Origin of the sequence: Zhihengliuella sp. ISTPL4 (assembly GCF_002848265.1) — a bacterium.
Lineage (GTDB): Bacteria > Actinomycetota > Actinomycetes > Actinomycetales > Microbacteriaceae > Microbacterium.
In genome coordinates this window covers 1,969,815-1,995,562 of the sequence record NZ_CP025422.1, presented here as the reverse complement: position 1 = coordinate 1,995,562, position 25,748 = coordinate 1,969,815, and the positions used below count along the sequence as shown (strand labels likewise).

At 65.1% G+C, this 25,748-nt stretch carries 31 protein-coding genes and 1 tRNA gene; 25 read left to right on the top strand and 7 right to left on the bottom strand.

Going from position 1 to position 25,748, the window contains the following annotated elements:
- Positions 1 to 708: a potassium channel family protein gene (locus CYL12_RS09620; protein WP_101847411.1), complete on the bottom strand. Its 708-nt coding sequence runs from the start codon at positions 706 to 708 to the stop codon at positions 1 to 3.
- 162 nt (positions 709 to 870) lie between these two features.
- On the opposite strand from CYL12_RS09620, the gene CYL12_RS09615 reads away from it, so the two are divergent.
- Positions 871 to 959: transfer RNA gene (locus CYL12_RS09615), tRNA-Ser, on the top strand.
- 55 nt (positions 960 to 1,014) lie between these two features.
- Here CYL12_RS09615 and CYL12_RS09610 read toward each other — a convergent pair.
- Both CYL12_RS09610 and CYL12_RS09605 read right to left on the bottom strand, forming a co-directional pair.
- Positions 1,015 to 2,148 (bottom strand): tyrosine-type recombinase/integrase, encoded by a 1,134-nt coding sequence (locus tag CYL12_RS09610; protein WP_101847410.1) that lies wholly within the window; start codon positions 2,146 to 2,148, stop codon positions 1,015 to 1,017.
- Positions 2,141 to 2,758 (bottom strand): helix-turn-helix domain-containing protein, encoded by a 618-nt coding sequence (locus tag CYL12_RS09605; RefSeq protein WP_199399097.1) that lies wholly within the window; start codon positions 2,756 to 2,758, stop codon positions 2,141 to 2,143. The genes CYL12_RS09610 and CYL12_RS09605 overlap by 8 nt, the downstream gene beginning before the upstream one ends.
- A 47-nt stretch (positions 2,759 to 2,805) precedes the next feature.
- Here CYL12_RS09605 and CYL12_RS09600 point away from each other — a divergent pair, with 47 nt between their 5' ends.
- From CYL12_RS09600 to CYL12_RS09555, 11 genes are all read left to right on the top strand, one after another.
- A complete protein-coding gene (locus CYL12_RS09600) occupies positions 2,806 to 3,027 on the top strand; it encodes a hypothetical protein (protein ID WP_101847408.1) in 222 nt (73 codons plus the stop codon).
- Between the two features lie 276 nt (positions 3,028 to 3,303).
- Positions 3,304 to 3,795, top strand: coding sequence for a hypothetical protein (locus CYL12_RS09595; protein WP_101847407.1), 492 nt, complete (start codon positions 3,304 to 3,306; stop codon positions 3,793 to 3,795).
- A complete protein-coding gene (locus CYL12_RS09590) occupies positions 3,795 to 4,118 on the top strand; it encodes a hypothetical protein (protein ID WP_101847406.1) in 324 nt (107 codons plus the stop codon). The genes CYL12_RS09595 and CYL12_RS09590 overlap by 1 nt, the downstream gene beginning before the upstream one ends.
- Positions 4,115 to 4,534, top strand: coding sequence for an Lsr2 family DNA-binding protein (locus tag CYL12_RS09585; RefSeq protein WP_101847405.1), 420 nt, complete (start codon positions 4,115 to 4,117; stop codon positions 4,532 to 4,534). The genes CYL12_RS09590 and CYL12_RS09585 overlap by 4 nt, the downstream gene beginning before the upstream one ends.
- A gap of 202 nt (positions 4,535 to 4,736) precedes the next feature.
- Positions 4,737 to 5,528 carry a helix-turn-helix domain-containing protein gene (locus tag CYL12_RS09580; RefSeq protein WP_101847404.1) on the top strand — a complete coding sequence of 264 codons (792 nt, stop codon included), beginning with the start codon at positions 4,737 to 4,739 and terminating at the stop codon, positions 5,526 to 5,528.
- A gap of 46 nt (positions 5,529 to 5,574) precedes the next feature.
- Positions 5,575 to 5,880, top strand: a complete 306-nt coding sequence (locus CYL12_RS17170; RefSeq protein WP_158297136.1) for a hypothetical protein — start codon at positions 5,575 to 5,577, stop codon at positions 5,878 to 5,880.
- 181 nt (positions 5,881 to 6,061) lie between these two features.
- Positions 6,062 to 6,970, top strand: a complete 909-nt coding sequence (locus CYL12_RS09575) for a hypothetical protein (protein ID WP_101847403.1) — start codon at positions 6,062 to 6,064, stop codon at positions 6,968 to 6,970.
- Positions 6,971 to 7,134: 164 nt separating this feature from the next.
- Positions 7,135 to 7,590, top strand: a complete 456-nt coding sequence (locus CYL12_RS09570) for a hypothetical protein (protein WP_101847402.1) — start codon at positions 7,135 to 7,137, stop codon at positions 7,588 to 7,590.
- Between the two features lie 49 nt (positions 7,591 to 7,639).
- On the top strand, positions 7,640 to 10,327 hold the full coding sequence (locus tag CYL12_RS09565) for a phage tail tape measure protein (RefSeq protein ID WP_158297135.1): 2,688 nt from the start codon (positions 7,640 to 7,642) through the stop codon (positions 10,325 to 10,327).
- 72 nt (positions 10,328 to 10,399) lie between these two features.
- A complete protein-coding gene (locus CYL12_RS09560; protein ID WP_158297134.1) occupies positions 10,400 to 12,361 on the top strand; it encodes a LamG domain-containing protein in 1,962 nt (653 codons plus the stop codon).
- Positions 12,362 to 12,452: 91 nt separating this feature from the next.
- The gene (locus CYL12_RS09555) at positions 12,453 to 12,800 is read left to right on the top strand and encodes a hypothetical protein (RefSeq protein WP_158297133.1); all 348 of its coding nucleotides are present in this window, start codon (positions 12,453 to 12,455) and stop codon (positions 12,798 to 12,800) included.
- Between the two features lie 20 nt (positions 12,801 to 12,820).
- Here the strand turns inward: CYL12_RS09555 and CYL12_RS09550 are convergent, their stop codons facing one another.
- Positions 12,821 to 13,015 (bottom strand): hypothetical protein, encoded by a 195-nt coding sequence (locus CYL12_RS09550; protein WP_101847398.1) that lies wholly within the window; start codon positions 13,013 to 13,015, stop codon positions 12,821 to 12,823.
- A gap of 52 nt (positions 13,016 to 13,067) precedes the next feature.
- Positions 13,068 to 13,400 carry a DUF7882 family protein gene (locus tag CYL12_RS09545; protein WP_101847397.1) on the bottom strand — a complete coding sequence of 111 codons (333 nt, stop codon included), beginning with the start codon at positions 13,398 to 13,400 and terminating at the stop codon, positions 13,068 to 13,070.
- A gap of 578 nt (positions 13,401 to 13,978) precedes the next feature.
- On the opposite strand from CYL12_RS09545, the gene CYL12_RS09535 reads away from it, so the two are divergent.
- Both CYL12_RS09535 and CYL12_RS09525 read left to right on the top strand, forming a co-directional pair.
- A complete protein-coding gene (locus CYL12_RS09535) occupies positions 13,979 to 14,326 on the top strand; it encodes a DUF7882 family protein (protein WP_101847395.1) in 348 nt (115 codons plus the stop codon).
- Positions 14,327 to 15,353: 1,027 nt separating this feature from the next.
- Positions 15,354 to 16,070 (top strand): NYN domain-containing protein, encoded by a 717-nt coding sequence (locus tag CYL12_RS09525; protein WP_101847393.1) that lies wholly within the window; start codon positions 15,354 to 15,356, stop codon positions 16,068 to 16,070.
- A gap of 181 nt (positions 16,071 to 16,251) precedes the next feature.
- Here the strand turns inward: CYL12_RS09525 and CYL12_RS09520 are convergent, their stop codons facing one another.
- Positions 16,252 to 16,803 (bottom strand): MerR family transcriptional regulator, encoded by a 552-nt coding sequence (locus CYL12_RS09520; protein ID WP_158297132.1) that lies wholly within the window; start codon positions 16,801 to 16,803, stop codon positions 16,252 to 16,254.
- A gap of 109 nt (positions 16,804 to 16,912) precedes the next feature.
- On the opposite strand from CYL12_RS09520, the gene CYL12_RS09515 reads away from it, so the two are divergent.
- The 3 genes from CYL12_RS09515 (at position 16,913) to CYL12_RS09505 (ending at position 18,117) form a co-directional block, all read left to right on the top strand.
- Complete coding sequence (locus CYL12_RS09515; protein ID WP_101847391.1) at positions 16,913 to 17,305, top strand: helix-turn-helix domain-containing protein; 393 nt, start codon at positions 16,913 to 16,915, stop codon at positions 17,303 to 17,305.
- Between the two features lie 252 nt (positions 17,306 to 17,557).
- The gene (locus CYL12_RS09510) at positions 17,558 to 17,809 is read left to right on the top strand and encodes an addiction module protein (RefSeq protein ID WP_101847390.1); all 252 of its coding nucleotides are present in this window, start codon (positions 17,558 to 17,560) and stop codon (positions 17,807 to 17,809) included.
- Complete coding sequence (locus CYL12_RS09505) at positions 17,806 to 18,117, top strand: hypothetical protein (RefSeq protein ID WP_101847389.1); 312 nt, start codon at positions 17,806 to 17,808, stop codon at positions 18,115 to 18,117. Before CYL12_RS09510 ends, CYL12_RS09505 begins: the two co-directional genes overlap by 4 nt.
- Positions 18,118 to 18,171: 54 nt before the next feature.
- Here the strand turns inward: CYL12_RS09505 and CYL12_RS09500 are convergent, their stop codons facing one another.
- On the bottom strand, positions 18,172 to 18,639 hold the full coding sequence (locus tag CYL12_RS09500) for a MarR family winged helix-turn-helix transcriptional regulator (RefSeq protein ID WP_233486699.1): 468 nt from the start codon (positions 18,637 to 18,639) through the stop codon (positions 18,172 to 18,174).
- 144 nt (positions 18,640 to 18,783) lie between these two features.
- Here CYL12_RS09500 and CYL12_RS09495 point away from each other — a divergent pair, with 144 nt between their 5' ends.
- The 8 genes from CYL12_RS09495 to sufU all read left to right on the top strand — a co-directional run bounded on the left by CYL12_RS09495 (position 18,784) and on the right by sufU (position 25,710).
- Positions 18,784 to 19,575: an SDR family NAD(P)-dependent oxidoreductase gene (locus CYL12_RS09495; RefSeq protein WP_101847387.1), complete on the top strand. Its 792-nt coding sequence runs from the start codon at positions 18,784 to 18,786 to the stop codon at positions 19,573 to 19,575.
- Positions 19,576 to 19,625: 50 nt separating this feature from the next.
- Positions 19,626 to 21,245 (top strand): sodium-dependent transporter, encoded by a 1,620-nt coding sequence (locus tag CYL12_RS09490; RefSeq protein ID WP_101847386.1) that lies wholly within the window; start codon positions 19,626 to 19,628, stop codon positions 21,243 to 21,245.
- The gene (locus CYL12_RS09485) at positions 21,242 to 21,376 is read left to right on the top strand and encodes a methionine/alanine import family NSS transporter small subunit (RefSeq protein ID WP_075251602.1); all 135 of its coding nucleotides are present in this window, start codon (positions 21,242 to 21,244) and stop codon (positions 21,374 to 21,376) included. Before CYL12_RS09490 ends, CYL12_RS09485 begins: the two co-directional genes overlap by 4 nt.
- Positions 21,377 to 21,460: 84 nt before the next feature.
- On the top strand, positions 21,461 to 22,324 hold the full coding sequence (locus CYL12_RS09480) for an AraC family transcriptional regulator (protein ID WP_101847385.1): 864 nt from the start codon (positions 21,461 to 21,463) through the stop codon (positions 22,322 to 22,324).
- Between the two features lie 86 nt (positions 22,325 to 22,410).
- Positions 22,411 to 23,043, top strand: coding sequence for a GyrI-like domain-containing protein (locus CYL12_RS09475; protein ID WP_101847384.1), 633 nt, complete (start codon positions 22,411 to 22,413; stop codon positions 23,041 to 23,043).
- A 70-nt stretch (positions 23,044 to 23,113) separates the two neighbouring features.
- Entirely contained in the window at positions 23,114 to 23,917 is an 804-nt protein-coding gene (locus CYL12_RS09470; protein ID WP_101847383.1) for a DUF1206 domain-containing protein, read from the top strand.
- Between the two features lie 54 nt (positions 23,918 to 23,971).
- Entirely contained in the window at positions 23,972 to 25,279 is a 1,308-nt protein-coding gene (locus CYL12_RS09465; protein WP_101847382.1) for an aminotransferase class V-fold PLP-dependent enzyme, read from the top strand.
- Positions 25,276 to 25,710 carry a Fe-S cluster assembly sulfur transfer protein SufU gene (gene sufU, locus CYL12_RS09460; protein WP_101847381.1) on the top strand — a complete coding sequence of 145 codons (435 nt, stop codon included), beginning with the start codon at positions 25,276 to 25,278 and terminating at the stop codon, positions 25,708 to 25,710. Before CYL12_RS09465 ends, sufU begins: the two co-directional genes overlap by 4 nt.
- Positions 25,711 to 25,748: the final 38 nt, after the last annotated feature.

Below are 25,748 nucleotides of genomic sequence, written 5' to 3'. Positions count from 1 at the left end.
TCAGGCCGGTGTCGGTGTGGGGCGCTGAGCGCTCGCGCCCCGCATGATGCGGGCGACGGCGGTGATGAGGAAGAGCTGCCCGGTGATCCCCTCGGCGACGGCCAGCGCCTGCACGCCCGATCCGACGGGGACGAGGTTGCCGTAGCCCGTCGTCGTCAGGGCAGTGAACGAGAAGAAGAGTTGATTGCCGAGGGAGTCGCTCGCCGCATCGCCGAACAGCGGGGTCGGCAGCAGCAGCGACAGCAGGTTGTAGACGAAGGCGAAGAACATGCCGACGAGGATGTACGCGGTCACAGCGGCCAGGAGGGCCTCGACGTCGAGTCCGCGGCGGGTGACCTGGTGCGCGATGATCGCCCACGGCGCGACGAGCAGGGCGATCATGGAGGCGGCGGACAGGGCGACGGCGAGGGCCGGGCTGTCTGTGGCGAAGAATGCCGCGAGGAGAGCGGCCAGCCCGGCAGCCGAGAGCACGACCCACGACACCCGCTGCACGAGGGCGTGCGCCCTGGTCACGCGGAACACGATAGCGACCGTGACCAGCATCGCCAGGAACGCCCAGGGGCTGGGGATCGTGCCCGGCTGGGCTGCGCACAGTCCGTACGACACGAAAAGGAGTGCGAGCACGGCGGCATAGCCGAGGGCGCCGCGCCTCGGGTCGGCCGGGGCGGTGAACCCCGCGCGGACGTGCGCTCCCGATGACTCGGACATGGCATCTCCTTTCGCGTAGCGCGGGTCGGACCCTCGCAGCGTGCGGCCAGTATCGCAGGGCGACCAGCCTGCTTCGGGGAGCGTCCGAGACCGGCGGTTCGTGACCAGCCGCCGGACCCGTTATGATGGTGGGGTGCATCCGTGCTCTCGAGCCGGATGCCTGGAGACGTCGCATAGTCCGGCCTAGTGCACCACCCTGCTAAGGTGGAGTCCCCTTACGGGGACCAGGGGTTCAAATCCCCTCGTCTCCGCACTGATCGAGGCCCGAATCCCGGCGGAAACACTGGGGTTCGGGTCTTTCTCTGTCTAATCTGCCACCGAATTGCCATCAACCACGACTCCTGTGAGGGCGTCGATCCGTGCCAAAAGCGTCTCAATGTCGTCGTCGAACAGATCAGCGTAGATGTCGAGCGTCATCGCGGCAGACTCGTGGCCGAGCATCCGCTGAATGGCTTTGACGTTGCCACCGGCGCTCACGGCGATCGACGCGGCCGTGTGCCTCAGCTCATGAAGAACCATCGGCTCGAGGTTGGCGGAACGCAGGGCACTCTTCCACCACGACTTCGAACCAGCCGACGCTCGAACTCGCTTCATGTAGCTCCCGGTGGGGCCGGGAAACACTAGCGCTTCCGGCAGCGCCCCGGCAACGATCGGAGCCAGAGCTTCTGCAACCACTCGAGGCACCGGCACCTGGCGCGCGCCCGCTCGCGTCTTTGGGGTGCCCTCGTGAATCGTCCCCAGGGTCTCGACCGCGTTGCGTCGAACAGACAGTCGGCGACGCTCCAGGTCAACGTCCTGGGCTCGTAGAGCGATTGCCTCGCCCCACCGAAGGCCGCAGTACCCAAGCACCAGTACCAGCGCTCTGTGCGGCCCTGAGGCGTCCGCTACAGCGTGCAGTTCGGCAGGAGTGAGGTAGCGGTGTTCCTGTCGCGATGTCTTCCGTGGCAACGAGTCGATCCCGTCCGCGGGGTTCCTCGGGATACGGCCATCACGAACCGCCTGCTTCAGGATTCCGTTCAGAACCCCGTACGCGCGCAGGGTCATCGTTGGCGACTTGCCCATTGAGGCCACCCACTCTGCTACCTCGCTGTTGACGATGCGACGCAGCTCGACATCAGACCAGCGAGGACCGACGTAGTTCCTCCAGGATGCCTCCAGCGGCGCGTACGACGACGGCTTGAGCTTGGCCTTCTTCAGCGCTAACCATGCCGGCGCCAATGCACCTACCGTCACGCGCGCCTTGCGCGGGTCAGCCCAATCTCCGGTGTTGATCTTGGTCTTCTCCGCTGTGAGCCACGCTTCAGCCTGGTCGCGGTCAGCGAATCCGCGCTTTTCGATGATCTTGTGGGACGGCGACCGATATCGCGCCCGCCAGAGAACGCCCGACTCAGCCTTCTTCGACGGGTAGGAGTAGACGTTCTGGACGACCCGCTTAGCCATCCGTGGTGTGCCAAGCCTCTCGCATGATCGCCTTGATGGGCTCGCTGATGTTCTCGTCGTGCTCGAGCGACCCCCGGGCCAAAGCGAGGGCTTCCATCGCGATGGACACCGGATCAAACCTCAAGGCATCGTGCAGGTTGTCGATCTGGCGTTCCGGGAGCTGGCTATCGTCGTCGATCTTGCTTACGAGACGAGCTACTTCTAGTTGGGCGTGTAAGAGCCGCTGGCTCGCGAAGAACACATCGTCGTATGCGGATTGCACGGGGCGAAGTACGAGCGATACTGCGAGCGAGTTCTTGCCGTTGACCAGCGAACTTACGTCATCGAGTTGGAGTGCGCGCGCGAAGCCAGCGGCTTCGCCGATCGTGGCCCTGCGGTTGCCCGACTCGATCTTGTAGATCGTCTGTTGCTGGAAGTCGAAGCCCAGCGCCTGCATCGCCTCGGCGAGTGCTGCCTGCGACAGACCGCGGCGCTCGCGCGCTTCTCTGAGCGTCGGTCCGAAGGTTTTATCGACGTTTCGCATCGTCTTGCGCGGATCTGGCATGACTCCACCGTAACGCTCATCGGGTGTGGAATCCGGGTTGCGCTCAAAACGAAATGGCGTGTACACTGAAGTAGCGTTAGAAAATGCAGAGAAGCAAACCAAAGGAGGGTTACATGACGCGTAGCGGATTCGGAGATCTGCTCACCCCCGACGAGGTGTGCGAGCTGATCCCCGGCATGACTAGGGCGAAGCTCGCTCAGATGCGATTCAGTGGCACCGGGCCGTCGTACTTCAAGCCCACTGCCAAGACGGTCGTCTATGACCGGGATGTCGTCCTTGGGTGGCTGCGGTCCACGGAGCGTGTTGGCACCAGCCAGTTCGCGGAGGCTGGATGACTTCAATCTCTGGTGGCGCTGACAGGTCGCGCGACTACTACTCCCTGACATACCGGGACCCCACTGGGGAAACGGCCGTGCGGAACCTAATGGGCCGTTCCGTGCAGATCTCATGGGAGAACGGAGCGACTATCCACCTCAGCGTGGAAGACCTTCGGCCATTGTTGGCCCAGTTCGACTTCCGGGTATCCCGAAAGGGTCACATCTGGGGAGAAAAGAAAGCCGCCCCTCTGCTGCAACAGAGAGACGGCGATAGTCAAATGAAGGAGATTCGAAATGACTGGTAGCACCAGTATCGCAGATGCGCGCGCCAACCGCACCTTGTTGGCAGCGGGGGTGGAGAGTACAGCGGCAACTCCGCCCCCAACCCGCCGCGATCCCGCCTGGGACGAGTACTCGGCAACCTACCTGCGGGCTCACCCCGAGGTGTCAGCAGCGGCGCCCTCGTGGACTGAGGAGCTCGAGTTCCTGGACATCGAAGACGAGGTGGAGGGGACTGTCTTCTCCTTCTCTCGGACCATCCGGGATGTCGAGCTCTACGGCGGAGGACGCCTCCACCCGGAGGGCCGCGTCGAGCTCTACGACAACGGCATGCCCAACATCTATATCCGTGCGGAACTTCGCGCCGACCAAGACCCGGACGTCGCGCGGTGGGCGATGGATGTGGCAGAAGACCTCGTCGCCGCCGCGTTGTTGTTGCGAGCAGAGCCGAAGTTGTTGCGGCGGCCCGCTCGGGTCGACGCCGAGTTGCAGAGGCTGGACATCTGATGGCCTGCCGGTTCGGCTGGTGCGATACGCCCGCCATCATCCATGCCGACGACGTCAGCCACCACACCCGCGATCTCGGTCACGGGATGCTGCTCACGGTTGACACGAACGGCATACCGATCACGAACTGGATGCCCGACTGGCAGGAGTGGTGGATCAACAAGCCCGAGGAGATCGACACCGAATATGGCGCCGTCGCGACCATGCTCTGCGATCTCCCGAAGCACTACCGGGAGTTCCGGGAGGAGCTCATCAATGACCCGGTGTTCGCCGACGAGGTCATTGCCATGAAGGCAAAGGATGCCAGGGAGACGAACAAATGAGCGCGCTCGAAACCAAACTGAATCCGGGAGCAGTGCGCGCCTGGGCGCGCGCGAACGGCATCCCCGTCAGCAAGACCGGCAAGATCGCACTGCACGTTCGGGAATGCTACGCCGAAGCGCACCCGCAGTACGTCGCAGAACCGGACACCGAGCTGCAAGCACGCACTTCCCGTCCTGATCTGTTCGCCCTCGCTGACGACATGGTCGAAGCAGAGATGGTGAGAACCGGTCGCTTGAGCTTCGAGCCGCCAGCGGACGAACAGCGGCGTGAAGAGCCGCGGTCTTTGGCTGAGTGGCTCAGGCTTCGCGACGAGCTTGCTGACACGATCGCACAGCATGTCGGCGGTTCTCCCTCCGTCCGTGAGGCAGCCGAAGCGCTCCTTGTGCAGGGCTGGATGCGGAACGCTGCTGCCTGACGGACCGCCTCGTGCCCTAATCCGGTGCCCCTTGTCCCCAGCGATGAGGGGCACCGTCCGTTTCAACTGAACACAGACCCTGGGGAAGGGGACCACATGACCACTCAGAAGAAGGAGAGCGCGTTCGAGAGACGCATGAAGGAGTTTCACGAAGCACGCGAGCGGAACGCAGCCAGCCGGCAGCGGGCAAAGGGAGGTGACGATGACCGATCTGTTCACGAAGCTCCCGCACTGGCTGATCAGGGAGAGTGACCTCGACGGCAACGAATTGCTGCTGTACATCGCGATGCTGAGCCGCGCGAACTCGAAGGGGATCTGCTTCCCGAGCGTGAGCCTGCTGGCCAAGGAAGCGCGGATGTCGGAGAGCACGGTTCGCCGTACCCGCAAGCGCTTGGTCGATAAAGGTCTCGTGACTGTGACGCGGCGGATGATCGGCGATTCACGGAACGACTCGAACCTCTATCAGGTCGCGTTGCCGAAGCGCCCACCGGTCAAGTTCGTCGAGGACGACCCTGTGGATAACTTGCCGCCCGAACCGCACGATGACGTTTCGAATGGCAGTCACAGTGACTGGGGTGGTTCCACGGTGACAGTACCCCCCTTTCAGGGTGACCGGTGGGGTGGTGTCACGGTGACTGGGGAAGAAGAACCACTACAAGAAGATCCATTGAAGAAGACTCTTAGCGTCGAAAACGACGCATTCGAGTTCAGCGACCTGGGGATAACAGAGGCGCAATGGTGGCTTCTGTCCGACCTCTACATTCACCTCACAGGCAAAACGCCAAGTGACCGCACTCAAGCCGAATGGCGCGTACTCAGCTCAGACGACGCTCGCGAGCTCATCGGCCGCTTCTACTCGAACGTTGGCAGGAACGACGACTACACCGGTCCGGAGTACGGGACTCCCGCCTACGCGGAACTAACTGAGCGCGGCAAAAAGTGGGCAGATGGCGGGATGATCCCCGACAACGTCCTGACCGGAGAAGCCGCATGAACCGACCCGAGGCGTCCGGACCGGCACTCAAAGAAGGGAGAACCCGATGGGCGCAGCCGCCCCAAAGCCACTCAACTTCCGAGCACTAAGCAACGCATGGGACGACCCCATCGCATTCGCCCGCGAACTGAGCCGCTACTACTTGCAGCTCGAAGCCTCGGGCCACAGGCAGCCCACGCGCGACTGGACCACCGCACTTCGAAAGGAGAAACCAATGAACACCGGCGAGGACACCCCCACAACCGGGCTCAGAGACCCTGCCGGCCTCACCAGAACCGAACCCGGACTGTACGCACCCGAGGACATGCAGAAGGTCGCACCAGGCCTCTACGCCCCGAAGGAAACCCAGTGACCATCCGGGCAGCGGTCCTCTGCGACGTATCGGGGTGCGACACCGTATTCGCAACCGCCGAAAGGCTCGCACACCACGAACTCATCAGAGAAGCCCACGCAGACGGTTGGGTATCCACGAACAAGTCCGGGCACTGGACGAACGAGTGCCCGGACCACAACGAATGAACAGGACACACAAGATGACGAAGATTCAGAAGCACACCATCGACCTGCGATCCCCTCGCACGGAAGCACTCGAAGCCGCCGAAGCCGAACTCGAAAACCTCACCGCGCAGACCGACACGCTCAAGGCCTCCGCCCTCGCCGGCAACCTCGGCGCCGAAACACTCGCAGCACACACCGACCGCCTCAACCTCGCCACCATGCGAGTAGACGCAGCCCGTCACGCCGCCGAAGCCGAACTCAACAACCTCCCCGACCGGAACACCATCGCCGACGCGATCGCTGAACTCCTCGACGACCCGGCCCTCACAACCACTCCCATCGAAGAGGCCATCAGCAGACTCCGACAGGCACTCGCCGACATCACCACCGCCAACGAAACCCGCAACAGCGCGATCGCTACCTGGGTCACCCGACTTCGGGAACTCGGCATCCCGGACACCGGGCTCACCGTCAACGGCGACGAGGTTCACATCCAGTCGGCCGGCCCGACCGGAACAACCATCACGATCGGCGGGGGCCGCGTCTCCACGATCGGATCCGTTGCTGGCCACATCCGCCACACAACGCAGAAGCACAGCGACAGCGCTCACATGGCCATCGACCCAGCCAACCTGCCGAGCTTCGACACCCGTGGTCGTGCACTCGGCAGCACCACAGCCGTCCGTCTGCTGCGGGACCTCGGCGGACACAAGGCAGGGACCGTGCTCACCACCCGCACACACGCACTCGGTGTCCTCGCGCAGATGGTGCACAACGACAACGCGGAACTCATCGAAGGTGACATCCCCGCGCCGTCCCCGCACGTACTCAAGCGGTTCGGAGTGGACTCCCGTGCACAAGCAGCACCAGAGCACATCACCCCGAGGAACGCGAACGACGGCGCTCTCGTCGAGGCGGCAGTGGCACGCGCGTTCCAGAACTGACCTTGAGCCGGAACAGAGGGGGTGGGGGTGACTCCTGCCCCCTCTCTGCCGGTCGCCGGGCATAGCCGTCCACGTCATACGTGCGCAGCTGCCCCGTTTTTTTGGGGATTGCAGGGAGTGCGCGGCTATCCCGTTTTTTGGACTGCTTTTGGAAAGGAACTGATATGGCGATGTTTGATCTCAAAGCCCTGATCGAGGCTGAGAGGGCATACCACGAGTCGATTAAGCCGGTGGATGTCGACGTGATGCTTGGCGATACCGTGCTGACTGTGCGGGTGCCGTACCTGTATGGCGAGGCTTTCGATGCTCTGGCTGAGAAGTACCCGGTCGGACGCAATCCGCTCGGCACTTGGTTCGACCTCGATCAAGTGATGAGAGAGCACCCCGACATCCGAGTGATCGATGGCGACGAAGAGGACGACCTGTTTGTCCTACGCAACCAGAGGGCGTACTACCGGTGGCCGGACATGTATGACGCACTCGATCGGTCCGACAAGGAGAGCTTGCGCGCGGTGCTCTGGGGTCTCCACATCGAGGAACGGCGGAAGCGCTTGGCGACCGCCATCGCCAAGCGGGCGATGCGCGAGAACGAGGAGGAGGTGAAGTCGGATGCCGAATAGGGTTGTCTCCGTCACCCTGACGGCGCAGATTGCCGGGTACAAGCGGGCCATGCAGGAGGCGTCGCAGGAGACCGAGAAGCTTGCGAAAGCTTCGGATCGTGTGGCCGCGTACAAGGAAGCGTTCAATGCCGTAGGGACGGCTGGCGTGGCTATGGGCGCGTTGCTATCTGCCGGCTTGGCGGTCGCAGCGAAGGCATCGATGGATTTCGACGCTCAGATGTCGAACGTTCAGGCTGCGACGCATGAGACTGCGGCGAACATGGATCTGTTGCGGCAGGCGGCATTGGATGCCGGCGAGTCCACGGTGTTCTCAGCTACGGAATCTGCTCAGGCGATTGAGGAGCTTTCGAAGGCGGGTGTAGCGACGAAGGACATTCTCGGTGGCGGCCTGGCGGGTGCTCTGGATCTGGCGGCTGCTGGTGGCCTGGATGTTGCAACCGCGGCGGGTATCGCGGCTACTTCGCTGAAGCAGTTCAACCTCGAGGGCTCGGACATGTCGCATGTTGCCGACCTGCTTGCTGCGGGTGCGGGCAAAGCCATGGGGGACGTCACGGACCTGTCGCAGGCGTTGAATCAGTCGGCGCTGGTCGCGAAGCAGACGGGTCTGTCGATTGAGGAGACGACGGCTGGTCTGGCAGCGTTCGCTTCGGCCGGTCTTCTGGGCTCCGATGCGGGTACGTCGTTCAAAACGATGCTCCAAGCCCTGAATCCGACCTCCGCTGAGGCCGCAGCGTTGATGGAGCGCTACAACCTCCAGGCGTACGACGCTCAAGGGAACTTCGTCGGCCTGTCGGAGTATGCGGGCCGGCTCAAGGAGGGCCTGTCGGGGTTGTCGACGGAGCAGCAGAATGCGACTCTCAAGACGATCTTCGGTGCTGATGCTGTGCGTGCCGCGACGGTCCTCTATCAGCAGGGCGCGGAGGGCATCGAGAAGTGGACTGATGAGGTCAACGACCAGGGCTACGCGGCCTCCACGGCGGCTATGCGGCTCGATAACCTCAAGGGTGACGTGGAAGCCCTCGGGGGCGCTTTTGAGACCGCTCTGATCGACACAGGCTCGACGGCAAATGACACTCTGCGGACGATGGTGCAGGCGCTCACGGGCCTGATCAGCATGTACAACGATCTGCCTGCACCGGTCCAAGCCTCGGTGATGGCCCTCGGTGGGGCTGCGGCCGCTGTGGCTCTTACGGGCGGCGCGGCTTTCCTCGCTGTTCCGAAGTGGCTGGAGTTCAAAGCGACGGTGGAGGCTTCGACCTGGACGATGAAGGGCATCGGTCTGACTGCCGGTGCCGCGGGTCTCGCCCTCGGTGGCTTGTTCCTCATCGTGGGTGAGCTCGCCTCCCAGCACCAGAAGGCGCAGGCGCGAGCGCAGGCCTACGCGGACTCGATCGAAGACGGCACGAACAAGCTGTCCGACGCTGCACGCTCCACCGCGATCGACGAGCTGCAGAAGGGCGGCGAGCTGCTGACGTTCAACTGGCAGTCGGCGTTCGACGCGGCGGAGAAGCTGGGTGTGGGTGCTGATGTGGTCACGGATGCGGCGTTGAAGAACGCCGACGCGATCGACGAGCTCAGCACCTACTACGACGCCCTGAACGGCGACCAGGAGGCGTTCAACCGCATCCAGGAGGAGACCGGGATGAACGCGTACGAGACCCGGTTCGCGCTTGAGGCTCTGGTCGGTGGCATCCAGGAGCAGAACACCGCCATCGACGACGCGATTCGGTTGAAGGAACAGGAGGCGGATGCCAGTTCTACCGCAACCACCCGGTCAGAGGACGCGGCAGAGGCGTACGTCGTCGAAGCGGACGCGGTGCAGGATCTCAGTTCGGAGCTGTCGACCCTGATCGACAAGATCAACGCTGCGAACGGGGTGGCCGTTGATGCGATCACCGCGAACGCCAATTATTTGTCGGCTATGGACGGGCTCAAGGCTCAGGCGGAGAAGTTGGGTACGTCGTTGGATGAGTCGACGGTTGCGGGCTCTGCGAACGCTGCGGCTATGGGTGAGATCGCGGAGAAGGCTCGCGATGCCGCTCAGGCTCAGTTCGAGCAGGACTTGGCAACGATGACTGCTGATGAGGCCGCGAAGAAGTGGAACGCCACACTGGGGCAGCAGCGTCAGGCGTTCATCGACTCGGCAATCGCCGCCGGTTACAACGCTGAGGAGGTGAAGGCGTTGGCTGACCGGATCTTCCAGATGCCGCCGTCGAAGACTGTCGACATGCTGGTCGAAACCGCGCAGGCTCAGAACCAGATTGACCGTTTCGTGACGTTGAACAACGGTCGCCGGGTGAAGGTGTTCGTGGACGCGGAGGGCGGTCAGTCATTCCGCGTCGGGAGCAAGACCGTCGCGCCGGGGATGTCGACGGGTGGCCCGGTTCTCGGGCCAGGCCCGAAGGGGAAAGACTCTGAGCTGCGGTTGCTTGCCCCTGGCGAGCACGTCACCCCCGCTGACGAAGTCGACGCAGCAGGAGGACACTCCGCTATCGAGGAATGGCGAGCGGCGATTTCCGCTGGGCAAGGCCTATATGAGCAGCCGGCCACGTGGGTTCCTGCGCAAACGCCTGTGGTGGTTCAAGCGCCCTCCTCCCCGCCGTTGTCGCTTGAGGGCATGTCGATCTCGGGAAGGTTGGAGATCGGCGGTGACGGCCTCGCTCGGATCATTGACGGTCGCATCGGTGCCTACGACGACGAGCGGGTGAGGTGGATACGGGGTGGGGTTCGCCCGTAGCTCTAGCTGTGCGGGGCCCGTGTCAGATGTCGGTGACACGGGCCCTTCTCATTTCTTCCGACAGACTCATGATTGGAGTACCTACTTATGGTCAATCGACTTGTCGCAGTAGATGACTCGAACTACCGCCTCCCCGAACCCGTCGTTGGCGCCCTCGCCACTGATGCCTCGAACCCGGAGACACCTCTGGGGGCTGCGATTTCAACGGCAGCAGGCATCATCGACGGTCTCGTCGACGACGACACCACGGACAACCGTGAGCGCATCCAGTCCTACTTGGACCGGGGCGGAAGCTGGGTCGTCCCTGCGACAACCGGTCGATACCGGGTGCACGGGGCGCTCGAGGTTCACTTGCCCGGAACGTCATTGTCTGCATGGGGCGCACCCATTCGACAGTCCCTGAACGGGCAGTCCTTGTTCAACGTGACCGTGCCTGACGTGACCATCACGGGGGTTGACGCTATCGGGTCGCTCGGCCCCCTCGACATCACCGGTATGAACGCCGCATGGGAGATGTCGATCACTGCCTCCCGGTGGACGGTTGTCAATGCGTACACGGGCGCGCACCGTCTCTCCATCCCGTGGATTCGCGGGCGGGGATTCGACTCCGTGGTCCGGGTCACGAGTTGGAACCGTTCGGCGGGCGCGAACGGCACACGTGTCAAGGATGTCTCCGTTGGGACGTTGCTCTGCGAGAACGTGGAATTCGGTCTGGTTGTGCAGGGTACGGAGCGCTTCTCCTACGCGGAGATCAAGGGGAGCTACAAGTGCCCGGTCAGCGGTCCCCGTCCCCCGCACCTGGTGTACTTCTCCGGCACGAGTAACGAGAACATCGACGCGTCTTGCGGTCGAGCAGTCGCGGCCAGTTTCGAAGGCGGCGTCGTGCCGGGGCAGGCCTTCCAGTTCAAGGGCATGTCTGGCGGACACGTCGCTTCGCTACTCGCCGAGGGATGTCCGGGAGTGCTGAACGTGATGGACTCCACCGACTTCACGATCGACTTCGTTTCGTCTCTCGGCGACACGTGCGTGGATCAGTACGGCTCGATCGCGCTTTCCCAGACGACAACGCTCAGTAACGTCCGGGTCGGCCGTGCAGTCGTTCGCATGACCTCTGACGGCATCCCGTTCCGGCTCGTGTCGGGCTCTGACAGTCGGTTCGCGGAGCTCGACTTCGAGGTGAACCACACCACGAACGGCACCCTCCATGACGTCAGCCTCGCCGGCACACGCAACACGATCGACTCGGTGCGTGTCCGCAACGTGGGCACGAAGGCATGGCGCGGCCTCGGCCTGTGGGCAGGGGCGGGACACCGGGTTCGCAACATCACCCTTGAGGGGATGCGCGTCGGCGTGGACGTCAGGGGTACGGCGACCGATGCGATCATTGGTTTCAATCCGACCACTGTCGCGCTGCACGCGACGGAAGGCCTCGCGAAGATCATGGTCGCACCCGGCTCGGCACCTTCCCTTGTGCTGCCCGGTACTCCGCCTGCGGCGTCTAGGCTTCGTGTAGTCGATGACTTCACAGTTGCGCCCGAAACGCTAGCTGGGTTCGGGCCGGGTTGGACTGTCCAGGCGGGAACCTGGACGGTGGACTATGCCGCGGGTGAAGCTGGCGAGACCGCAGGAACGTCGCAATCGAATGTGTATCGCGACGCGGGAGCTGCGAACGTGACAATCGACGTTGACGTGAAGCTCCGTGGGCTTCCTGGCGTAGTCGCGCGTCGAGTCTCTGCCACCGAGTACATCGCCGTGTACCTCAGCACGACGGCGGTGACGATCGCGAAACGCGACGGGACGCTGACGACCTTGGCAACTCAGGCTGGCGCATACCAGCAGGACCGTTGGTATCGACTTCGGGTCGACGTGTTCGGCGCCGTGGTGAGCGTCACCATCAACGACGTCCCGACGCTGACGCACACTCTCACTGGTGGCGATGAGACCAAGTTCGGTACGTCGACACTCCACGGGTTGTTCTCATCATCATCCGCCGGAGTTTCGAAGTTCAAGAACCTCCGGATCGCTGCGATCTAGCCAGGGGCCCCCACTCGCACGGATTGAGTGGGGGCTTCTTGGCCTCACCCTGGTGGCCGCAGCGCTGATTCTCACCATTAGGGTTGCGCTCATGGACGTCAGCTTCTTCATGACCTATATGGGCGCCCTCGCTTCATTCCTTGCGATCGGTGCGATGGTGACCCACCTCCTCCTCAACAAGGAGATCCTGCCCGCAGGGTCAATGCTCGAAGCTGCGCAATGGACCCTAGCGGTCCTCTCACTCGTCGCCGCGATCGTATCGATCATCGACACCATGGTTGATGCGGTCGGCCCAGCCGGAGACGCAGTCGGTCCATCCATTAGTGGGATCGTTCTGTTCGTCGTGCTGACGGTGATAGGCATGGCCGCGATAGTCCTCGCCGCCGTGGCATACGACGCGCACAAGGAACGCAATGAGGAAGCTCGCTCCAACGGCTAGCGATGACGCCGCTCGAGGGCTTATATACGCAGGTCCATGGCCGCGATGATTCGGGCCTGCGCCTCAGCAAGCGCCAGCAGCGTGTCAACGATGTCGGACATGTTCGCGTTCTCCGGATCGGCATGCCACTGGATAGCAAGGGCCTGCACCTGATCAGAGGTCGCACGCAACCAGCGGTTTGCGGAGTCGGGAAGATTGGGGTCGTCGAGTTCCACGCTGTCTTACCGTAGACCTTTCGTGACGCGGGTCCGAAACCAGAAGACCCCGCTACACCGAGCTCGGGATGCCTTCCTTCGTCCCCGTGTTCGCGGGCTCTGGGACGAGGTACAAACCGGTGGGTGCGTTGGCGGTGTAGGCGAGTGCGTCTACCCACGCTCTGTTGATCGCGGGCTGGCGGCTGCCGGCGTACTTGAATGCCAGCGACGATCCAGCGTGCACCCACACCGTGGTGCGCCCTCCGCCGACGCTCGAGTCTTCCTTCCAAGTGAAAGGGAACGGCTCGCCCCGGCGGAGCTTTGCGGTGATGACGAGCTGGAGGTGCGTGAGAGCCCTGTCCTCGAGCTCAACCTTGGGTCCGCCGTCATAGATGAACTTGCCCATCGTGGACTCCTCTGTTCTGCCACAGGAACCTGTGCCAAGAGGCGCAACCGAGCTGATCGCTTTGTGGTGTAGCTTCACGGTCCCACGTCACTGGAGAAATAGCCACCCCCTACGTTTGTCCACCCGTGGAGACAAACGTCGAGGGTGAAGCTCAGCTCAAGCCCTCACCCCAGAAGTCGTCACTCCAGTCCCTGAAGGAGTTGCCCTGCGAACTTGGCGCGGCTCCAGCGGGGTACTCGACGCTGACAACCGCTCTCGTGTACTGGGTGACGAGGACGCTGAGCGTTTCGAACCGAGAAGCGAAAGTCACAAAGCCCGCTTCCCCATGGGACGCGGACTCGATCCGCTCCATCAGATCGCCGACGTCACAGTCCGCGGCCAAAATGAAACTGTCTCCGTCGATGCTGATTCGTGTGGTGGGATTCATGGCAATCTGTGCATCGTTCGCGGAAAATGGTTCATGCGACGTTCTGTTCACGCAACACTACGCCCTCACTGACCCTGCACTTCCGGGGCTTGCATAACCGTCGAACCTGTGCAGGCCAACGCGCCTAGACCGTCACCCCTAGAGTGAACCCATGGGAACGATCCAGTACGGCGACAGCAGCGAGATCCACATCGAAGACCGAGCTCTCGCGCACCTGAAGGTTGCGATCGCGACCAAGCTGCGCCGCAACGAGAGCTTCACCCTCTCTTGGAAGCACCCAGAAGGCGATGCCCCCGGTCGCTCCACGATCTGGCTTCACCCGTCCATCCCCCTGCGCTTCACGTTCGAGACACCCGAGAACCCGCAACTCAACGCGAAGTGGGTTCAGACGCTCATGATGGAAGCCAGCTCCTCCGGCGGCATCACCCTCGTGGACGAGGTCGTTGACACCCCCGCGGAAATCGATGCTTCCGCCCTGGCCGACCTCGGGGCAGAATAGGCGGCACCGGGGAGGGGAGCGCGCGCCCATCTTGCGGCGCATCTCGCTCGGTTGATCCCCTTCCCGCCCGCCGCAGGGAGGGGATCATCTCTTCTCACTCGACGCTGATGTAGAGCGGCAGAGCCTCAGCCTGACCATGCCCCAGAACGGCCGGCGTATTCGGGTCTGGGAGTGACCGGCGATGCTGACCCAACGCAATCCACGGCTCAAGCCCGGGGAGTGTTCTCAGGGCCGTGCAGAGGGCGGCCGTGTACTCGCCCTCGAAGTACCCAACCCACGTCCCCACGGCCTCAGCGAGCACATCGGTTCGATCACCCGCGGTCGCCCTGAGCTCGTCCAGAACGGGTGCCGGGTCGGTCGTGTACCTGTTGCGTGAACAGATCGCATCCAACGCGATACTGAGCTTCACTGTGGGGGACAGCCCTCGAGATGGCACGGCCAGATGTCCTTCCTCCGGCCGCGACGGGTCAAGTCTAAAACCCTCGGACCCCACCCACAGGCTTCCCATCACGCCCAGAAGGCGTCACACTGGTCTCGCGAGGGGCCACATTCACCGGCACGGTGGGCGGGAGGCCCCTCGCGTTGTACATGCGCTCGGCTGGTTCGTACATGCCGCCCCTATTCATCAGCGTCATCTAGACGACTGGAAAGGAAGCCGTGGAGCATGCTTCGCGACTTCGCTCCGCGTTGTGCCCGTACTCGAAGGTCACTGTTACCGAACTCCTCGCCTTCGGAGCCCAACACCCACCTTCCCATGGGGCGGATGGCGCGGGTCTTCGCGGGGGTGTGCTTCGGCCACGTCGGCGACCGTCAACGAGGTGCTGATGGCGACGATGGTCCAAGTTGTCGACGCGCCTGGAGCTTAGCGTCACGTCTTCGACCGCTTCTGACCGTGACGCTGGCGTCGCACAAACGACGACGGCCCCTTTCGGGGCCGTCAAACACCAGTTGGCGTGGGTCAACCGATGCGGGGTGTGTAGTGACACTACCACGCTCCGGGTGGGTGTTCGCTCACTAGTATCAGACAATGTCGAAGAAGACGCTCATCGCCTACGTGGACGGGTTCAACCTCTACAACGGCATCCACGAAACGTTCAGCCACCGCTACTTGTGGCTTGATCTCGTGAAGGTGCTGCAGATGTTGCGGCCGAGTCACAAGATCCTTCGCGTCAACTACTTCACCGCGCCGCTTCTCGATGACCCCGACGCCCAGAGCAGACAGGCCACCTACTGGAACGCTCTGACTGCGATGCACGGCAATCTTGTTCCGATTATCACTGGGCGCTATCAGCGGTCGACGTACACATGCAAGGACTGTGGCTCGGAGCGACCGAAGTACGAGGAGAAGGAAACCGACGTCAACCTGGCCCTGACCATAGCGCGCGACGCAGCTACTCAGGAAGCGACGGACTACTACCTGATATCCGGCGATAGCGATGCCGCGCCAGCGATCCGCGAAGCCCAGAGGATCAACCCGACCGGCTTCTACAAGGCCTACTTCCCGCCGAGCAGGAAGTCTGAGGAACTCACAGCCCTCATGCCTGCTTCTGAGGTGATCGGCCGCACTCGCCTGCGAGACGCGCAACTTCCTGAGGTGGTTCATGGCCCAAACGGTCAGAAGCATGTCCAGCCGCTCAAATGGAGGCCGGAGACGTTTCTGGACGATGGGCTTCCCGCCTCGCCGCGTCCGCCCGTCAGCGTTACACCTGCAGACCTCGCGCGCTTTCACCGGAATCACTCCTAGGAGCGATTCGACTCGGATCCGAACCATCACCCACGCTGCGTGCGCCTCCACGTTCCACTGGCTGCACTCTGCTCGTACTGAAAGACCGAGAAACACTCCTGGCGGGGTGGCCGCTCCGTGCACTGAATCCCCTCCCCGGGGGACGGGGAGGGGATTCATGCGTGCGCACTCAGGGCATTGTCTAGCGGTAGGTGACCTTCCATGGCTCGTCAGGCAATGAATCGACCCACGCCTTGAGCGCCTCCGGAGTGAACAACGGCTTGGTGCCGACGTAGTGCGCAACGAGTCGATTCATCTTGACGGCGGCCGCGATCGTCGTGACGCTAACGCCGGTGGCGATGGCGGCTTCCCTGAGGGTGTACGCGATCTTCTGCGAGCCGAGCGCGTTGACCACCTCATCGTGAATGATGGAGCGCAGCTCGTTCGCGGTGAAGGCCATGCGCACAGCGCCGGGATCCGGTTGCTCGAGAGGCGCGGGGGTTTGCGGATAGCCGCGCGGGACATCCGGATGCGTCTCTAGGTACTCGTCGAGGTCTTTCCACTTGCAGGGGAGCTTGGCCCGTGTCGTCCACAGCTCCACGACGGCGGGATCATCGACCAGGCGTATCCGGATGCTGGCTTCGTAGTAGAGCCCCGGATTCAGGATCAGTGCGCGTTGGAGCGGCAATGCCGTGCCTGCTCTGAACGCCCAATATTCCCCGGTTTGGATTCCGAGCTCTCCACCCATCGGCATGGACCGAGACTAGCCATGGTCGCCGGTTGACACCTCGGATGGCGCCCAGGTCAGTACATGGCGATACGACTTCTAAGTATCGTCTCTATTGACTACGGAGGGGCGGAGCATGAGTGACCTAGAGAGGGTCTTTCGCGAGATCATCCGTGAGGAATTGGCGGCTGCTCAGGGGGTGCCCGCCGCGCACTCGCTTTCGGCGAAGAGCATCGGTGCGGCGGTTCGAGCCGAAGCTGCTCGTGCTGGCAAGAATCACTCCGAGCTCGCTGAAGCGCTTGGAGTAAGCCGCCCGACGATCGCTGGCCGGCTCAGTGGGGCCTACGAGTTCAAGCAGGCCGAGCTCGAGAAGATCGCCGATCTTCTCGGAATCACCCCGTACAACATCATCGAGTCAGCAGGCATGGGACAGAGATTCCACAGCACGGAGCCGAGCCAAGCCGAAATAGACCGAGTGTTCGTTCGTGACTCGTGGGCTCAGCCGCCTCGCGCTGTGACTGCGCGGTGAAGGCGAGCTAGTCGCGGCTCCTGAGTCGTGCCACGTTTCTGCCATCAAACGATTGCCGTCCCGCATCGCGAAGAGGCCGTTTCCACAACAAAAAATGGCGGAATCTCGCCTTTCTCGCCGAGTCGGGCTTCTACCGCGGGGTTTCAAATCCCCTCGTCTCCGCACTGAGAAGCCCCGACGAGTCCGCTCGCCGGGGCTTTCGTGTGAGCCCGCGCTCTCGCTGATGTCAGGGCTCGGTCGTACACTCGTTGTATGACCTCGAAACTGGCGGATTACATCGAGGCGGGGAAGTCCCTCGATGCTGGTGAGCGCCTGGAGGCGGCTCACCAGCTCTTGCTCAGCGTCGACAGGGACACGGAAGCAAATCAGGACGAGATCGACGCAGCATGGGAAGAGGCCGTCGATCGTCGCCTGAGTGAGATCACCAAGGGCACGGCGAGGCTCGTTGACGGGCGCCAGGCTCACGCTCGTGTCCGTGGCGAGATCTCCGCTCTTCGCCGTTGACGTCCACCTGGCGGGAGCACGCTGAGGCTCTCGACGAGTACCGTGCCGCGGCGAAATGGTATGAGGCGAGCCGTCCCGGCTGGGGCGACGTCTTCATGGATGCGGTCGACGCAGCGATCGAGAGCATCCTCGATCCGACGATCCGCTGGGGTGTCTACCGTCACCGCACGCCGCGGGTCTACTCGCGGAGCGTAGCCGGCTTCCCGTTCGACATCCTCTATGCCGTGATCGACGATGAGGTCTTCGTCTTGGCCTACGCACACGAGCGGCGGCGGCCTGGCTACTGGCGTCACCGCCTCGGCGGCTGAACGGGTCCGCTCGACATGTGTCGGCGCTCCATCAGGAGGAAGGGCTGCCTCTTCTCAGGCGTCCGCCTCCGGCGTCCAGGTCGGGTCGGGGGAGAGTGCGGCGGAGATCTTCCGGCTGGCTGCGCCGAGCTGCCGGGCCTGGGTGGGAGTCAGCGTGTCGAAGATGACGTGGCGGATGAGGGCCTGGTGAGCGGGAGTCGACTCCTCGACCTTCCGGTGGCCGGCGTCGGTGAGGATGCCGAGGGTGAAGCGCCCGTCCTCCGCATCGACCTCGCGTCGGACCCAGCCTTTCGCCTCCAGGCGGGTGACCGCGCGGGAGAGTCGGGACAGTGTGCTGTTCGCGTAGCCGGCGAGGACGCTGAGACGGAGCGTGCGCTCCGGCGCTGCGTCGAGGGCGAAGAGGATGCCGTGCTCGAAGTGGGTCAGCCCGCTGTCCCGCTGCAGCTGTGCGTCGAGGGCCGCGGGTAGCCGTTCGAGGAGGGTGGCGAGTGCTGACCAGACGTCCAGTTCTTCGGCGTTCAAGGGGGCAGGCGAGGGCGGCGACGACATTCCTCCACCGTAGTGGTCGATCCGTGCTCTTCGCTTGCTTGGGAAAGTGAGCGGAGGCTAGGATGACTTGCTCAGGCAAGTAACGCGGCGAGGTCCGCGGAAGCGAGAGGGCGACGGATGGAACTGGGGCTGCGCGGCAAGAGGGCGTTCATCAGCGGATCGAGCCAGGGGATCGGATATGCGGTCGCGTCCGCTCTCGCCGCCGAGGGGGCCGATGTCGTGATCAACGGTCGTGACGAGGGTCGCGTCGACGCGGCGGTCCGCGCCTTGGCCCTCGCGCATCCGGAGGCGACCGTCTCCGGGATCGTCGCCGACTTCACCGACCCGTCGCAGGTGGCGCGGCTGACGGGGAAGCTCGGTCACGTCGACGTCCTCGTCAACAACGTCGGTCTCTTCGGACTCGCCGACTTCGCGGACATCGCCGACGAGGACTGGGCGCGCTACTTCGAGGTGAACGTGATGAGCGGCGTGCGTCTCTCCCGCTCTCTCCTGCCGGGGATGCGGGAGCGGGGCTGGGGGCGCATCGTCTTCGTCAGCAGCGAGTCCGGCGTCAACGTCCCGGCCGACATGGTGCACTACGGCGTGACGAAGGCCGCGATGATCGCGCTCGGGAACGGGCTGGCCAAACTCACCCGCGGCACCGGCGTGACGGTGAACACCGTCCTGGGTGGGCCCACCTACTCCGAGGGCGTCGCGGCGAGCGTCGCCGCGATCGCCGAGGCCCAGTCCGTCTTTGAGGACGTGATGAAGGAGGCGATCATCGGACGGAACGCGACCACACTGCTGGAGCGCTTCCTCGATCCGGCCGAGGTCGCGGACCTCGTCGTCTACCTCTCCAGCGCCCGGGCCTCCGCGACGAACGGCGCCGCGCTGCGGGCGGACGGCGGCGTGCTGACCGCGATGCTCTGACCCGAGCGCGTCACTCGCCGGGGCCTACGGGTTCCGGTATCCTCGCGGGCATGCCTAGACCCACCCAGACGCCGCAGCGCGAGGCCTTCGGCTCGCGGAACGTGTTCATCCTCTCGGCGATCGGCTCGGCCGTGGGTCTCGGGAACATCTGGCGCTTCCCCTACGTCGCCTACGAAGGCGGCGGCGGTGCGTTCCTCATTCCGTACCTGTGCGCGCTGCTGACCGCCGGTATCCCGCTGCTGTTCCTCGACTACGCGATCGGCCACCGGTTCCGCGGTTCCGCCCCGCTCGCGTTCCGGCGTCTGCACCGGGCCGCCGAACCGCTGGGCTGGTGGCAGGTGCTGATCTGCGTCGTCATCGCCGTGTACTACGCCGTGATCGTCGCCTGGGCCGGCATGTACACCTGGTTCTCGGCGCAGCTGACCTGGGGTGCGGGCAACGAGAACGACTTCTTCTTCGTCGACTTCCTGCAGTCGGCCGATGTCGCGGAGGTCGGCCTGTCGGGCGAGTTCGTGCCGCAGGTGGGCCTGCCGCTGATCGCGGTGTGGCTGATCGTCATCGTCATCATGGCGCTCGGCGTCAAGCGCGGCATCGGTCGCGCCAACATGATCCTGATGCCTCTGCTCACCCTCATGTTCGCGGTGCTCGTCGTGCAGGCTCTCTTCCTCCCCGGCGCCCTGGACGGTCTCAACGCGTTCTTCACGCCGAACTGGGAGGCGCTCGCCGACCCGGCCGTGTGGGCCTCCGCCTACGGGCACATCTTCTTCTCGCTGTCCGTCGCGTTCGGCATCATGGTGACCTACGCCTCCTACCTGAAGCGCAAGACCGACCTCACCGGCTCGGGTCTCGTGGTCGCGTTCGCCAACTCCGGCTTCGAGATCCTCGCCGGCATCGGCGTGTTCGCCGCCCTCGGGTTCATGGCTCAGGCACAGAGCACGGATGTCTCCGGCGTCGCGACCTCGGGCATCGGTCTCGCGTTCGTCGCGTTCCCCACAATCGTGTCGCAGGCGACCGGCGGCTCGATCATCGGCGTGCTGTTCTTCGGCGCGCTCGTCTTCGCCGGGATCACCTCGATGATCTCGATCCTGGAGGTGATCGTCGCGGCGCTGCAGGACAAGCTCGGCTGGGCGCGGGTGCGCACCACCCTCGTCGTCTCGATCCCGCTGGCCATCATCTCCGCCGCCCTGTTCTCCACCACCACCGCGCTGTCGGTCCTCGACACGACCGACGCCTTCGTCAACGCCTTCGGCATCATGGCGGTCGCTCTCGTCGCGGTGATCGTCGTGGCCTGGGTGCTGCACAAGCTGCCGCAGCTGCAGGAGCACCTCAACCGCCGATCGAGCTTCCGCGTCGGCCTGCTCTGGCGCCTGCTCGTGGGTGTCCTCGCACCGCTCGTGCTCGGGTACCTGCTGATCACCGAACTCCTGACGAAGATCGCCGAGCCGTACAGCGGCTACCCCGGCTGGTTCCTCGGGGTGTTCGGCTGGGGCATGGTCATCGCGCTGGTGATCGGGGGAGTGCTGCTGTCGCTGGTGCCGTGGAGCAGGCGCTCGCGCGCGAAGGACGACGTCGGCTACGACGACTTCCTGGACCAGGAGGAGTACGCCGCCGACCCGGAGACGACGAGCATCGCCGTCCCGGCCGCACAGACGAAGGGAGCGGGCGCATGACCACCACCGCGATCGTCATGATGATCATCGCCATGGTCACGGTGTGGGGCGGTCTCATCGCCGCCGTGGTGAACCTCGCCCGTCACCCCGAGGTGGAGGACACGGAGCCCGCGGTCCCGACCGAGCTCTGAGCCTCCGGGCCGATCGCATCGGTCCGGAACGATCGGGTACCTCGACCGGCGCCGGCGACACGATGGTGGGGAAGGAGGACCTCTGTGATCGGCACGCTCAATGCTCTGGTCGACCTCGTCGACGGGGACCACGGCCAGGAGATCGACGTCGCCGCGTTCGCCCGGGCGCATGGCACCACCGAGTACCACCTGCGTCGGATGTTCTCGGCGCTCGCCGGGATGCCGTTGACCGAATACGTGCGGCGTCGTCGGATGACTCTCGCCGGCGCCGAGCTCGCCGCCGGCGCTCCGAGTCTGCTCGACGTCGCCGTTCGGCACGGCTACGGCTCGACCGAGGCGTTCGCCCGGGCGTTCCGCGCCGTGCACGGCATCGGGCCGGCGGACGCGCGTCGGCACGGGGGTCCTCTCCGCACACAACCCACGCTCCGGTTCCGCCTGAGCGTCGAAGGGAGTACCCCGATGGACGTCACCATCACCCACCGTCCCGCATTCGTCCTCGTCGGTCATGCCGCGGAGGTCCCGCTCATCCACGTGGGCGTCAATCCGCACATCCAGGCGCACATCGCCGCGATCCCGCCCGAGGAGCACGCTCGCCTCAAGGCGCTCGGGAACGAGGAGCCCGCGGGCATCCTCGCCGTGACCGCCGACATCGACCCGGACGCCCCGGAGGGGACGCCGTTGACCTACCTGCACGGGGTGGCCGTGCGCGAAGACACCGCGGTCCCCGACGACCTCGACGCCCTGCACGTGGCGGAGGGTGCCTGGGCCGTCTTCGGCGCGAGCGGCCCGTTCCCGGAGACTCTGCAGAACCTGTGGGCGGCGACGGCGACCGAGTGGTTCCCGTCGAACCCGTGGCGGCTGCGACCAGGGCCCTCGATCGTCCGCTACCGGGAGTTCACCGGCGACACGGCCTCCTGTGAGCTCTGGCTCCCCGTCGAGCAGAGCTGACCGTGCATCGGGTCGGGCCCCAGGGGCTCGACCCGATGTCGGTGCCCGGTGACACACTGACCGCACGACGAACCGGGAGGCAGGCCATGACGGCGACCGATCCGAAGAAGACGCTGGAAGCGTATCAGGCGAAGCGGGGCGCCTTTCGTGTCCTCGACGTGCCGCCGCTGACCTATCTGATGGTCGACGGCGCCGGCGATCCGAACACCGCTCCGGCTTTCTTCGACGCGGTCGCGGCGCTCTACCCGCTGGCGTACACGCTCAAGTTCGCCAGTCGGGCCGAGCTCGGCATCGATCAGGTCGTGATGCCCCTGGAAGGCCTGTGGCATGCGCCCGACATGGCGTCGTTCACCACCCGGCGCGACAAGACGACCTGGCTCTGGACGCTCATGATCATGGTGGGCGATCACGTCACTCCCGCCCTGTTCGACCGCGCGGTCGAGACGGTCGCGGTGAAGAGCGCGAAGAAGGGGGAAGAGCTCCCGGCATTGGCCGCCGTCCGGCGGGAGGTGCTCGACGAGGGTCTCTGCGTGCAGACGCTGCACGTCGGGCCGTTCGATGACGAAGGCCCGGTGCTGGAAGAGCTGCACGAGCGTTTCGTCCCGGAGAACGGGCTGCGCATGCGCGGGCGGCACCACGAGATCTACCTCAGCGACCGTCGTCGCACAGCGCCGGAGAAACTGCGCACCATCCTGCGGCAGCCGGTGGAGCGGATCTGAACGCTTCCGCACCGCGCGTGCGGAAAGCAACCCCCTGATCCCGGCACCCGGCGGCGGATACTCTTCGAGGATGAGCACCGTCAAGCATGCGGCGCGCGTGGCGAAGGACTCCACCGCGTTCCGGCGGACCGCCCGCGCGGGATTCGTCGTCCTCGGCGTCATCCACATCATCATCGGCGCGATCGCCATCACGATCGCCGCCGGTGGGTCGGGTGACGCCGACCAGGACGGCGCGATGGAGCAGGTGCGCAACAACCCGATCGGTGGGCTGCTGCTCCTCGCGATCGCCGTCGGCCTCCTTGCGCTCGCCGTGTGGCAGGTGGCGAGCGGATTCCTCGCCGCCGACCCCGCGGAGACGAAGAAGTGGGGCAAGCGCCTCAAGCTCTTCGGGATCTCCGGTACGTACCTCGTGATCGCCGGCCTCGCACTCATCTACGCCGTGGGGGGCCGGGCCGAGTCCTCCGACGCCTCGCAGACCCTGAGCCAGGTGGTGCTCTCCGCACCCGGCGGGGTGGCGCTGCTCGTCGTGATCGGTCTCAGCGTCATCGGCGTCGGCATCGGCTTCATCATCGGCGGGATCATGCGCTCCTTCCGCAAGCTCATCGACGTGCCGACCGGAGCCGCCCGCGCCGGCGTCATGGCCCTCGGCGTCGTGGGCTACATCGGCAAGGGCATCGCGGTGGGGGTGACCGGCGTGCTCTTCGTGGTGGCGGCCGTGACGCAGGACCCGGAACGCGCCGCGGGACTCGACGCCGCGCTGCACAGCCTGCTTACCCTGCCGTTCGGCCGGCTCATCCTCGGCGCGGTCGGCGTCGGCTTCGCGCTGTACGGCGTCTTCTGCATCGCGCGGGCCCGCCTCGCCCGCATGTCCTAGTCCTCCCGCGCTTCCGCCGGGCCCCGGCCAGCCGGAAGATGGGAGACTGGAACGATGAGCGCTTCTCCCGGAGTCGACGTGATCACCCCGCTGACCGAGACCGAGGTGCAGCGGATCCGCGAGGACTTCCCGATCCTGCACACCCGCGTGCACGGCCACCCGCTCGCGTACCTCGACTCGGGCGCGACGTCGCAGCGTCCGGAGTCCGTGCTCGACGCCGAACGCCGCTTCGCCACGACCATGAACGCGGCTGTCCACCGCGGTGCCCACACGCTGGCCGCCGAGGCGACCGAACTCTTCGAGGACGCCCGCAGCACACTGGCCCGCTTCGTGGGGGCCGACGACGACGAGATCGTCTGGACCTCGAACGCCACCGAGGCGGTCAACCTCGTCGCCTACTCCCTCTCCAACGCCTCGCTCGGCCGGGGCGGTGCCGCCGCCGCGGGCCTCCGGCTCCGCGAAGGGGACGAGATCGTCACCACGGAGATGGAGCACCATGCCAACCTCATCCCGTGGCAGGAGCTCGCCGCGCGCACCGGGGCCACGCTCCGGGTCATCCCGCTCGACGACGACGGGGCCCTCCGCCTGGATGCGGCCGCGGAGCTCATCTCGGAGCGCACGAAGCTCGTGGCGTTCACGCATGTGTCGAACGTGCTCGGCGTGATCAACCCGGTCGAGACCCTCGTCGCGCTGGCGAAGGAGGTCGGCGCCTTGACGCTGCTCGACGCCTGTCAGTCGGCTCCGCACCTGCCGTTGGACCTGCATGCGCTGGGTGTCGACCTCGCGGTCCTCTCCGGCCACAAGATGCTCGGTCCCACCGGCATCGGCGCCCTGTACGGCCGGCGCGAGGTCCTTGCCGCGATGCCCCCGTTCCTCACCGGCGGCTCCATGATCACGACGGTGACCACGACCGAGGCCGAGTACCTACCGCCGCCGCAGCGGTTTGAAGCGGGGACGCAGCGGGTGTCTCAGGCGGTCGCCCTCGCCGCCGCGGTCGACTACCTGTCCGCGGTCGGCATGGAGCGCATCGCCGCTCACGAAGCCGGGTTCGGGCAGCGTCTCGTCGACGGGCTCGCGGCGATCGAGGGCGTGCGCGTCCTGGGGGCAGGTATCGAGCTGCCGCGGGTCGGGCTCGCGAGCTTCGATGTGGCCGGGATCCACTCGCACGACGTCGGGCAGTTCCTCGACGACCAGGGCATCGCCGTGCGCGTCGGGCACCACTGCGCGCAGCCGCTGCACCGCCGGCTGGGTGTGACTTCCTCGACGAGGGCGAGCACCTACCTGTACACGACCGCGTCCGAGGTGGACGCCGTCATCGAGGCGGTCGCCGGGGCGATCGCGTTCTTCGGGAGGGGCGCATGAGCGACCTGCAGAGCCTGTACCAGGAGCTGATCCTCGACCACTCGCGCACGCCGCATGGCTTCGGACTCCGCGAGGAGATCCCGGCGCAGTCGCACCAGCTCAACCCGACCTGCGGCGACGAGATCACCCTGCAGGTGCACCGCAGCCCGGACGGGGCCGTCGAGGCGATCGCGTGGGAGGGACACGGGTGCGCCATCTCCCAGGCGTCCGCCAGCCTGCTCGCCGAGCTCGCCGAAGGCCTCACCGTGGAAGAACTCGAGGTGCGCATCGCGGCCTTCCGCGAGGCGATGCGTTCTCGGGGCACGATCGAGCCGGACGAGGAGCTGCTCGGCGACGCCGCGGCCCTCGGCGGGGTCTCCCGGTATGTGGCGCGCGTGAAGTGCGCCATGCTCGCCTGGGTGGCGGCCGAGGACGCGCTCACGCGCCTCTGACCTCGTCCGCTCCTGCCCGAACCGGGAATAGCATCGGG

What these genes read in the sequence shown, in the direction of transcription:
- CYL12_RS09620 (WP_101847411.1), bottom strand. Translation starts at nt 708, where the DNA reads ATGTCCGAGTCATCGGGAGCGCACGTCCGCGCGGGGTTCACCGCCCCG.
- CYL12_RS09610 (WP_101847410.1), bottom strand. Translation starts at nt 2,148, where the DNA reads ATGGCTAAGCGGGTCGTCCAGAACGTCTACTCCTACCCGTCGAAGAAG.
- CYL12_RS09600 (WP_101847408.1), top strand. Translation starts at nt 2,806, where the DNA reads ATGACGCGTAGCGGATTCGGAGATCTGCTCACCCCCGACGAGGTGTGC.
- CYL12_RS09595 (WP_101847407.1), top strand. Translation starts at nt 3,304, where the DNA reads ATGACTGGTAGCACCAGTATCGCAGATGCGCGCGCCAACCGCACCTTG.
- CYL12_RS09590 (WP_101847406.1), top strand. Translation starts at nt 3,795, where the DNA reads ATGGCCTGCCGGTTCGGCTGGTGCGATACGCCCGCCATCATCCATGCC.
- CYL12_RS09585 (WP_101847405.1), top strand. Translation starts at nt 4,115, where the DNA reads ATGAGCGCGCTCGAAACCAAACTGAATCCGGGAGCAGTGCGCGCCTGG.
- CYL12_RS09580 (WP_101847404.1), top strand. Translation starts at nt 4,737, where the DNA reads ATGACCGATCTGTTCACGAAGCTCCCGCACTGGCTGATCAGGGAGAGT.
- CYL12_RS17170 (WP_158297136.1), top strand. Translation starts at nt 5,575, where the DNA reads ATGGGCGCAGCCGCCCCAAAGCCACTCAACTTCCGAGCACTAAGCAAC.
- CYL12_RS09575 (WP_101847403.1), top strand. Translation starts at nt 6,062, where the DNA reads ATGACGAAGATTCAGAAGCACACCATCGACCTGCGATCCCCTCGCACG.
- CYL12_RS09570 (WP_101847402.1), top strand. Translation starts at nt 7,135, where the DNA reads ATGGCGATGTTTGATCTCAAAGCCCTGATCGAGGCTGAGAGGGCATAC.
- CYL12_RS09565 (WP_158297135.1), top strand. Translation starts at nt 7,640, where the DNA reads ATGCAGGAGGCGTCGCAGGAGACCGAGAAGCTTGCGAAAGCTTCGGAT.
- CYL12_RS09555 (WP_158297133.1), top strand. Translation starts at nt 12,453, where the DNA reads ATGGACGTCAGCTTCTTCATGACCTATATGGGCGCCCTCGCTTCATTC.
- CYL12_RS09545 (WP_101847397.1), bottom strand. Translation starts at nt 13,400, where the DNA reads ATGGGCAAGTTCATCTATGACGGCGGACCCAAGGTTGAGCTCGAGGAC.
- CYL12_RS09535 (WP_101847395.1), top strand. Translation starts at nt 13,979, where the DNA reads ATGGGAACGATCCAGTACGGCGACAGCAGCGAGATCCACATCGAAGAC.
- CYL12_RS09525 (WP_101847393.1), top strand. Translation starts at nt 15,354, where the DNA reads ATGTCGAAGAAGACGCTCATCGCCTACGTGGACGGGTTCAACCTCTAC.
- CYL12_RS09520 (WP_158297132.1), bottom strand. Translation starts at nt 16,803, where the DNA reads ATGCCGATGGGTGGAGAGCTCGGAATCCAAACCGGGGAATATTGGGCG.
- CYL12_RS09515 (WP_101847391.1), top strand. Translation starts at nt 16,913, where the DNA reads ATGAGTGACCTAGAGAGGGTCTTTCGCGAGATCATCCGTGAGGAATTG.
- CYL12_RS09510 (WP_101847390.1), top strand. Translation starts at nt 17,558, where the DNA reads ATGACCTCGAAACTGGCGGATTACATCGAGGCGGGGAAGTCCCTCGAT.
- CYL12_RS09495 (WP_101847387.1), top strand. Translation starts at nt 18,784, where the DNA reads ATGGAACTGGGGCTGCGCGGCAAGAGGGCGTTCATCAGCGGATCGAGC.
- CYL12_RS09490 (WP_101847386.1), top strand. Translation starts at nt 19,626, where the DNA reads ATGCCTAGACCCACCCAGACGCCGCAGCGCGAGGCCTTCGGCTCGCGG.
- CYL12_RS09485 (WP_075251602.1), top strand. Translation starts at nt 21,242, where the DNA reads ATGACCACCACCGCGATCGTCATGATGATCATCGCCATGGTCACGGTG.
- CYL12_RS09475 (WP_101847384.1), top strand. Translation starts at nt 22,411, where the DNA reads ATGACGGCGACCGATCCGAAGAAGACGCTGGAAGCGTATCAGGCGAAG.
- CYL12_RS09470 (WP_101847383.1), top strand. Translation starts at nt 23,114, where the DNA reads ATGAGCACCGTCAAGCATGCGGCGCGCGTGGCGAAGGACTCCACCGCG.
- CYL12_RS09465 (WP_101847382.1), top strand. Translation starts at nt 23,972, where the DNA reads ATGAGCGCTTCTCCCGGAGTCGACGTGATCACCCCGCTGACCGAGACC.
- sufU (WP_101847381.1), top strand. Translation starts at nt 25,276, where the DNA reads ATGAGCGACCTGCAGAGCCTGTACCAGGAGCTGATCCTCGACCACTCG.